A 7,893-nucleotide genomic window follows, 5' to 3' on the forward strand; every position below is an offset into this window, starting at 1 on the left:
CTCCTCGAGGCAGGCTACGGGTTGTTTCCGCCGGAATGCTTCTTGGGCGCGTCGCCCGTCTCGGCAGGATCCGTCCCTTGAGGGGCGTCCCCGGCCGGCTTCACCTCGTCCGGGTTGGAGACCGCCTTGGTGACGGGCTCCCGTGCCGGCTCCTTCTGCGGCGGAGGGCCGGCGACGGCCGAGCCACCCATATAGGATGGCGGGTCACTGGCCGGTAACGAGTATTCTGAGCCGGCATCGACCAGATCGTCTTCTTCCTTCTTCACGCCCATGCGTCGTCTCCTGTCATGGATGGCTTTTCGTCGCTCATGGGGAGAATGCAGGGAATGCCGCCATGTTCAGCCGGAGCGGCAAAAAACCGAGCGCGACCGGGCGCCCGGCGGGGTGATCCTCAACCTAGAGCCTCGGACCCAAAAGTGGTGTCCACTTTTGGGATTCATCCGAGGCTCCCTCTCTTGATCGGCGCATCGGATGAGGCGGAAAACCGGGTCCACTTTTCCGTCCGATGCGCTAAGTCGGCATTGGTCGCGGCCTTCGGGTCCGCTATCTGCTGCGAGAGGCCTGAACCCTGTAACGGGACCCACATCCGGGAGAACGCCATGAATCCGACCCGACGCAGCATCCTCAGGACCCTGGCCGCCGCACCGGCCGTCGCGGCCGTGGCGCCCTGGTCCGCCTCCGCCCAATCGACCTATCCCACCCGGCCGGTCCGGGTCATCGTTCCCTATGCGGCCGGCGGCGGAACGGACTTTTTCGCCCGTCTCGCCTTCGGGGCCATGGGCGAGCAGCTCGGCCAGCAATTCGTCATCGAGAACAAGCCCGGGGCCGGCACCAATATCGGGGCCGAATCGGCGGCGCGGGCCGAGCCCGACGGCTACACGCTGCTCCTGGGCGATACGGCGACCTTCGCGACCAACCGCACCCTGTATCGGAAGCTGTCCTTCGATCCCACCAAGGATTTCACGCCCATCTCGCTGACCGGCCGCTTCGCCCTCGTGCTCCTCGTCAACACGAACAAGCTGCCGGTGAAATCGGTCCGCGAGCTCGTGGCCGAGGCGAAGAAGAACCCCAGCCGCATCAACTATGCGACACCGGGCCTGGGCAGCCCCTTCCACCTCGCCACGGAGCTGCTCTCGCAGGCCGCCGGGATCAAGCTCACCCATGTGCCTTACCGTGGCGCCGCCCCGGCCGTGCAGGACCTCGTGGCCGGGCAGGTGGACATGATGTTCATCGACTTCGCCACGGCGCGCTCGCAGCTCTCCGGCCCGATCCAGGCCATCGCGGTCGCCTCCCCGAAGGAGTTCGCCGGCCTTCCCGGTGTGCCGCCGGTGGCGGCCGATCACCCGGAATTCGAGGCTTGGGCCTGGCAGGGCTTCGTCGCCCCGGCCAATACCCCGGCCGAGATCGTCGCCAAGCTCAACGACGCCTATCGCGGTGCCGTGGCCAAGGCGGAGATCCGGGACAAGCTGATCGGCGCCGGCATCGACGTGCTCCAGAGCTCTCCGGCCGAGATGGCCGCCTACATGCGGGATGAAAGTGCGAAGTGGGAGAAGGTCATCCGGACCGCCAACATCACGCCCGAGTAGGGCCGCCGCGGGGAAGCGGATCCGTCAGTTCCGGTCCCAGCGATACATCCCGCGCTCCCCATCCATGCAGTTGGCCGGCACCTCGGCCTGGATCGTCCGGATCAGGGAGCTGTCGGGAAGAGCCGCGATCTCGCGAATGATCTTGGTGCGGATGGCGTCGGCGAATTGCTGGCGCTCCCGAACGGGAACGAGGAACGCGCCTTCGCCTCCGATGACGCAGCCCTTGTAGTAGAGATCGAGGTTCTCCATGTCGCCGAACCCGCTCGGGCGCTTGAGCATGATGGGAAGCCCATTGATGGTGATCCCTTTCGCGACGGCCTCGTCGCGGGCCGCGGCGACGCCCCGCCCGCTGCTGTTGGGACCATCGCCCGAAATGTCGATCACGCGCCGGACGGGCTCGACGCCCGTCTGCTCCAGCAGCTTCGCACCGAAATCGATCGCGCCCGAGATCGATGTTCGCCGCAGTCGCCCGATCGGGTTGTCGTGCAGACCGTCGGCAAATTTCAGGGCCGTCTCCGGGCTGTCGATGATTGTCCACGGGACGATGACGTTCTGGTAGTCGACGCCCGACCATTCGAAATAGGTGACGATGATCCGGCCGAGCATGCCGTTGCGGATCGCGTCATGGACCTGGGGTGAGCGGAAGGCCTCGATGAAGCCCTGGCGCTGGAGTTCCTGCTCGTCGGGATCCATGGAGCGCGAGACATCCACCGCCAGGACGAGCGCGACGTCCACCTCCGTTTCCGCCCGTGCGCCGGAAATCGGCAGCCAGAGCGATGCCGCCATGAGAGCCGTGACAATGCCCAGATGCCTGACACCCATTCCGACCTCCATTCGTTTGGAGAAAGCTGACACGAATCTGTCCCTCGGCAAGGTTGGATCGTCTCACGGACCGATGCGGAGGTCTCACTTTAGCGTGAGGAATGCGTCATTCTGTTGCGTCGCGGGAGTCTTCGAGGAGACCCGATGGTCGTCCCTCCCGACCGCGTTATAACCCGAACGGCGAAATCCGAGCCCGCCTCGAAGGGCCGATCACAAGCAGGAGGTCTGATCCGCATGTCCGCTACTCTCGATCGTTGGTCGCCCCACGCGCTGGCCGTCCTGAGGATCGTCACGGCGCTGATCTTCATGGAGCACGGAACGCAGAAGCTGTTCGGCTTCCCGGCCCCTCCCGAGGGTGGAATGCCGCCGCTCCTCTCGCTCTTCGGGATCGGCGCCGTTCTGGAGCTGGCCGGAGGCTTTCTGATCCTGATCGGGTGGTTCACCCGGCCCGTCGCCTTCATCCTCGCCGGCGAAATGGCTGTGGCCTACTGGATGTTTCATGCGCCCCAGAGCCCATACCCGGCCCTGAACGGCGGCGATGCAGCTATCCTGTACTGCTTCGTGTTCCTGCTGTTCGTCTTCACCGGCCCGGGTGCTTGGAGCATCGACGGGGCGAGGCAGCCGACAGGGCCGCGTCATTCGTGGGAGCGCTGATTCTCGCTCGGGCGGCTAGGGCGGGAGGCCCTCGGTGCGGCGCCGGGAGACGCGGCCCGGCGCCGTTCGGACCCGTCGGGCAGGATATGGGGTTCAAAGATCGTAACTCGGAAGAGAAAGGTCACATTGCCGGCGTGTGCGATTATTCTTGGGAACGGTTTTCATGAACCGCTCGTTTTTCGGGTAAGCCCCATGACCTCTGCGTCAGAAGAGGATAAGGCAGGGCCCCATGTATTGCGTGGAGTAGGAAATGGCCGAGATCATCGCGTTCAAGGATCTCAAGAAGATTGCCGACCGGTGTGAAGTTTTGACGCTTTTCGAGCCCAAGCGTCCGTCGCGATCGAAGTCGCGCTCCGAGCCCAAGGCCTTCGCGTTTCCGAGCTCCCGTCCCTTCATATCCGGAAATCTGACGGATCTCTTCGAGCAGGCGAATGCCGTCGCCATGCGCCACTACCACGGTGATCCGAAGGTCTCCGGCATCGTGGCGGAGAAGTGCATGGAGCTCATCCAGGCGCTGGAAGATCACGCGCAGCCCGAGTGAGCCGAACCCGGCCCTCGGGCCGGAACGTTCGGATCATCGACGCCGTCACCCACAGGACGGCACCTCATGGGTTCCAGGCATGCCGACGGGCACGGATTTTAACTATAGAATCGGAGACCTGTTGCAGCCTAACCCATGTTAATGACTTTGTAGGGCCGCCATAGAAGGCTGTTATCGCCAGCATGAACTTGTGGCAGGTTGAGATATCGCCCGCACAGCGCGCGACTCAAAGGCATGATGCCCTCCTGCCAGGTCGGTGAGAACCCGACGGTTTCCATTCCTCAGACATTCATTCAACGCGATTCCGTCGCGACCTTTCGGTCGAGCAAACGCCGGCGATCGCTCCGGTGCCGACGTGTTGAAGAGCATTCTTTCGATCCTTTCCGTTCATCGTGCGGGCCTGCCTTTCATCCGCAGCGTCCTCCTGCCCGTTCTCTTCGTCGCCGCGGCGACCCTGTCCCTCGGGGCCGCGTCGATTCTCTGGGCGGTCGACAAGAGCAACGACGTCTCCGCCGAGCGCCAGCTTCGGGTGATGGACCGCAGCATCCGTGCCGTGGTTCAGGAACTCGCGCGAGAGCAGGAGATGGTCGCCATCTGGGACGATGCCATCATCGAGCTCGGCAAGAGCCCGATGGATCTGAAATGGATCGACGCGAATATCGGGGTCTGGCTCAGCCGCACATTCGGGCAGGAGGAGGTCTACATCCTCGACGGCCGCAACGAGCCGGTCAACGCGGTGATCGATGGAACGCGCATTTCGAACCACGAATTCGAGCGCGTCCGGGACAGTCTCGGCAGCCTCGTCGCGGGAATCCGCGGGGCGGCGGACTCTCCGCATCGGGAGCATGTGGCGGAGAATGCGGAAGCGTCGCACCTGATCACCGGAAAGGCCGTTTACGACGCTCATCTTCTCGAATTGCTGGGTCGGCCTGCGGCGGTCAGCATCATGAAGATCGTCCCCGAATCGGATGCGGTGCCATATCCTGAGGACAAGGAGTTCCTCCTGGTCGGCATCCGATATCTCGACGGAAACTTCATCAAGCGCATCTCCGAGCAGAACTTGATCGATGGATTGCGCTTTTCCGTCGTCGACAATCCGAGAGCCGGTGAGATATCGGTGCCGATCCGCTCGGACATCGGTGACCTCATCGGCTATTTCGTCTGGAAGCCGGAGCTCCCGGGGAACCGGCTTCTCAAAGCCGTCGGACCCGCCATGGCGGTTGCGGCGACGATCGTTCTCCTCCTGCTTGGCGCGCTCGTGCGGCGCCTGCGACAATCGATGTCGGCTCTGGAAAGAACCGTCCTCGAGCTGAAGGCCAGCGAGGCTCAGGCCCATCATCTGGCCTTTCATGACGTGCTGACCGGACTGCCCAACCGGGCGCTGTTCGAGGACCGTCTCAACCATGCCATCGCACGCCGGCAGGATGGTGAGACGGTCGCCGTGCTGATGCTGGATCTCGATCGCTTCAAGCATGTCAACGACACCCTTGGGCATCCTGCGGGTGACAGCCTCATCCGGGAGTTTTCGATCCGCCTGTCCAGACTGGTCGGGAGCGACGACACCATCACCCGCCTGGGAGGCGACGAGTTTGCCATCGTGCAGGTCTGTGCGCCCGGAATGGAGGGACCGGAGACGCTGTGCGAGCGGATCCTTGCACTGTCTCATGAGCACTATGACATCATGGGCAACCAGATCTTCGTCGGGACGAGCATCGGCCTCGTTCTTTCTCCCGAAGCCGGAACCGGTCGCAGCGAACTCCTGCGAAAGGCCGATATCGCTCTCTACCGCGCCAAGGCCGAGGGGCGAAGCTGTTACCGGGTCTTCACGCCCGAGATGGATGAGACCGTCACGCTGCGCCGGATCATCGAGGAAGAGCTGCGCGTCGCGCTTGCAAGCGGCGAGGGGCTTGAGGTTGCTTACCAGCCGCAGATCGCAGTCAGCGGGGATACGATCGTCGGCGTGGAGGCTCTTGCCCGCTGGCGGCACCCGACGCGTGGATACATCCAGCCGAGCCAGTTCATCCCGGTCGCGGAGCAAACCGGCTTGATCGCCCAATTGGGCGAGTGGATCTTGCGTCAGGCCTGCCTTGCCTCCCGACGCTGGCCCGATGTCTTCGTATCCGTCAATCTTTCGCCGGTTCAATTCCGATCCTCCGGCTTCGCCGATCACGTGATCTCGATTGTCCGCGACTGTGGAGCGGATCCAGGCCGGATCGAGCTTGAGGTGACCGAGAGCGTTCTGCTGGATGAGGAATGTGGGTCGACCGACGCGCTCCGCACGCTGAGAGATGCCGGGTTCCGCATCGCTCTCGACGATTTCGGCACGGGCTACTCGAGCCTGGGTTATCTTCACCGCTTCGAGGTGGACAAGATCAAGATCGATCGCTCCTTCATCCAGAGCCTGGGCCAAGGAACCAGGGCCGCAGCCGTCATCAAGGCGATCGTATCGCTCGGGCATGCCATGTCCCTGACCGTCACGGCCGAAGGTGTGGAAACCGAGATCCAAAAGAGGTTCTTGCACACGGCCGGCTGCAACGAGATGCAAGGGCATCTGTTCTCCAGGGCGCTTTCGCAGGAACAGATAACCCGGTTGCTCGACCGTCGGGCCTCGAAGGAGATGCAATGTTACCTCGACTCCTCGGCCGTCACGGCCAGTTGAACAGCGGATTGCCGGGAGAATGCAGCAACCTCATTGGATCGACAGAGGGCAGCACGGCTCCGTCGTCTTGCTCCACCAGGCGGAGAGTTACCCCTTTCGGGACGATGGCCTCAAGGAACTAATCCCTCTACGGAATGTTGTCGCCACGCTTGATCCGATCGCGGATCGGCTACCCGGATCCGCCGGCTTCCGACAAAGGCTCACCCGCCCCACGTCATCTGTGAACGGCGAAACGATCCGACATGGTACATCGCAGAACGCTATTTGGGGGCACAGCAAAGATGAGACACGATGTTGTCTACAAGGAGCAGATTCTTCCCATTGCTCAGGACCCTTTCCAGAATGTCGCTACGGTCCTGATCTGTCAGAATCTCCTCCTGCGCACCGGCATCAGCCACATCCTCTCAGGAACGCGCTTCACCATCTCGCGAGAGGCATATGAGGATCTCTCGACCATGCCAGCCTTCGCCGACGATGAGCCTGCACTGTTCATCATCTGCGACAGCCGGTCGGTCGTCGAGTATGCTTCCGCCGCAGAGGAGCTGAAGGCGCGGTGCCCGTCCGCCAAGGTGGTCGTTCTGGCGGACGCGATGGAACCCGAAACCGTCATGGAACTCTGCCGCGCCGGGCTGGATGGGTTCTGCCCGACGAGCATGGACCGGCATGCCCTGGTCAAGGCCCTCGAGATCGTGATCCTCGGAGAAACCTATATCCCGGCCTCGATCGGGCTCACGCTCCTCGAACAGGTCCGGCAGGGCCGGGCTCGTTTCAGCCACAGCAGCGCCCCCGCACCGGCCAACGATCCCGCAGCGCTCCAGAACAAGCTGTCGGACCGCGAGGCCCAGATTCTCCGCTGCCTCACGCAGGGGGCCTCGAACAAGGTCATCGCGCGGGAACTCGGTGTCGCCGAGGCCACGGTGAAGGTCCACATCAAAGCCATCCTGCGGAAGGTGAAGGCCTCCAACCGCACTCAGGCGGCCATGTGGGCGACCGGTAATCTCGACTTTGCACAGGAGAATCCGCGCTCCCTGGTTCCGGGGGAGTAGAGATTCTTCGCCAGCCCCCTCCTTCTTTCTGGCTGAAATCCGCGAATCGCCTCATGCACTTAGGTTGTCGCCTCGCTCGCTACTCCCAAGGGGGTAGCCCTTGTGGCGAGTTGCGGATCAGTCGAGCCCGGCTGTAAGCCTGATCTCGTCCTGATGGCGGACCACACGCCCAACGATGTGAAAGCGTATTGGCGTCGCAGGATCAGATTGAAAACAAATCACCAGAACGGTGCAGTGGGGCATACATGGATTATCAGGTCGAGCTGGTCGCTCGCGCGTTTTACGATGCCGAGCATGAAGATTTCCTTTGGGATGGCGAAGCTGAAATCATCAAGGAAGAATTCCGCGAATACGCTCGCAATGCCATCAATCTTCTACATGAAGACATCGGAGTTCTTTTGATGGCGCTTGAACGCGCTGTGGGGGAAGAGCATCCGGATCGCTCGCGCGCCGCAGCCTAGAGCACCGGACAGGAAATCCGACTCCCGGGGTTTTGGCTTGGTGAGATCTGTGATTCACTCTGTGGAACGGGAGGTGGATCATGGGTCACTGCTATTCTCTCGATCTGCGGGTGCGGGTGGCTGA

8 protein-coding genes are annotated in these 7,893 nt (G+C 62.7%); 6 read left to right on the forward strand and 2 right to left on the reverse strand.

The window, feature by feature from the left end:
• Positions 1 to 14: 14 nt before the first annotated feature.
• A complete protein-coding gene (locus NF876_RS32985; protein WP_262272376.1) occupies positions 15 to 272 on the reverse strand; it encodes a hypothetical protein in 258 nt (85 codons plus the stop codon).
• A gap of 327 nt (positions 273 to 599) precedes the next feature.
• On the opposite strand from NF876_RS32985, the gene NF876_RS32990 reads away from it, so the two are divergent.
• Positions 600 to 1,586: a Bug family tripartite tricarboxylate transporter substrate binding protein gene (locus tag NF876_RS32990; RefSeq protein ID WP_262272377.1), complete on the forward strand. Its 987-nt coding sequence runs from the start codon at positions 600 to 602 to the stop codon at positions 1,584 to 1,586.
• A 24-nt stretch (positions 1,587 to 1,610) separates the two neighbouring features.
• On the opposite strand, the gene NF876_RS32995 is transcribed toward NF876_RS32990, so the two are convergent.
• Positions 1,611 to 2,408 carry a DUF1194 domain-containing protein gene (locus NF876_RS32995; protein WP_262272378.1) on the reverse strand — a complete coding sequence of 266 codons (798 nt, stop codon included), beginning with the start codon at positions 2,406 to 2,408 and terminating at the stop codon, positions 1,611 to 1,613.
• Positions 2,409 to 2,642: 234 nt separating this feature from the next.
• On the opposite strand from NF876_RS32995, the gene NF876_RS33000 reads away from it, so the two are divergent.
• The 5 genes from NF876_RS33000 to NF876_RS33020 all read left to right on the forward strand — a co-directional run bounded on the left by NF876_RS33000 (position 2,643) and on the right by NF876_RS33020 (position 7,769).
• Positions 2,643 to 3,062: a DoxX family protein gene (locus NF876_RS33000; RefSeq protein ID WP_262272379.1), complete on the forward strand. Its 420-nt coding sequence runs from the start codon at positions 2,643 to 2,645 to the stop codon at positions 3,060 to 3,062.
• A gap of 250 nt (positions 3,063 to 3,312) precedes the next feature.
• Entirely contained in the window at positions 3,313 to 3,603 is a 291-nt protein-coding gene (locus NF876_RS33005) for a hypothetical protein (protein ID WP_262272380.1), read from the forward strand.
• 358 nt (positions 3,604 to 3,961) lie between these two features.
• Complete coding sequence (locus tag NF876_RS33010; protein ID WP_262272381.1) at positions 3,962 to 6,262, forward strand: putative bifunctional diguanylate cyclase/phosphodiesterase; 2,301 nt, start codon at positions 3,962 to 3,964, stop codon at positions 6,260 to 6,262.
• A gap of 281 nt (positions 6,263 to 6,543) precedes the next feature.
• Positions 6,544 to 7,308, forward strand: coding sequence for a LuxR C-terminal-related transcriptional regulator (locus NF876_RS33015; protein WP_262272382.1), 765 nt, complete (start codon positions 6,544 to 6,546; stop codon positions 7,306 to 7,308).
• 245 nt (positions 7,309 to 7,553) lie between these two features.
• Positions 7,554 to 7,769, forward strand: a complete 216-nt coding sequence (locus tag NF876_RS33020; RefSeq protein WP_262272383.1) for a hypothetical protein — start codon at positions 7,554 to 7,556, stop codon at positions 7,767 to 7,769.
• The last annotated feature ends 124 nt before the right edge of the window (positions 7,770 to 7,893 follow it).

The organism is Microvirga yunnanensis (assembly GCF_025460875.1).

Coding starts and splice junctions, on each gene's coding strand:
- NF876_RS32985 (WP_262272376.1), bottom strand. CDS start 272: ATGGGCGTGAAGAAGGAAGAAGACGATCTGGTCGATGCCGGCTCAGAA.
- NF876_RS32990 (WP_262272377.1), top strand. CDS start 600: ATGAATCCGACCCGACGCAGCATCCTCAGGACCCTGGCCGCCGCACCG.
- NF876_RS32995 (WP_262272378.1), bottom strand. CDS start 2,408: ATGGGTGTCAGGCATCTGGGCATTGTCACGGCTCTCATGGCGGCATCG.
- NF876_RS33000 (WP_262272379.1), top strand. CDS start 2,643: ATGTCCGCTACTCTCGATCGTTGGTCGCCCCACGCGCTGGCCGTCCTG.
- NF876_RS33005 (WP_262272380.1), top strand. CDS start 3,313: ATGGCCGAGATCATCGCGTTCAAGGATCTCAAGAAGATTGCCGACCGG.
- NF876_RS33015 (WP_262272382.1), top strand. CDS start 6,544: ATGAGACACGATGTTGTCTACAAGGAGCAGATTCTTCCCATTGCTCAG.
- NF876_RS33020 (WP_262272383.1), top strand. CDS start 7,554: ATGGATTATCAGGTCGAGCTGGTCGCTCGCGCGTTTTACGATGCCGAG.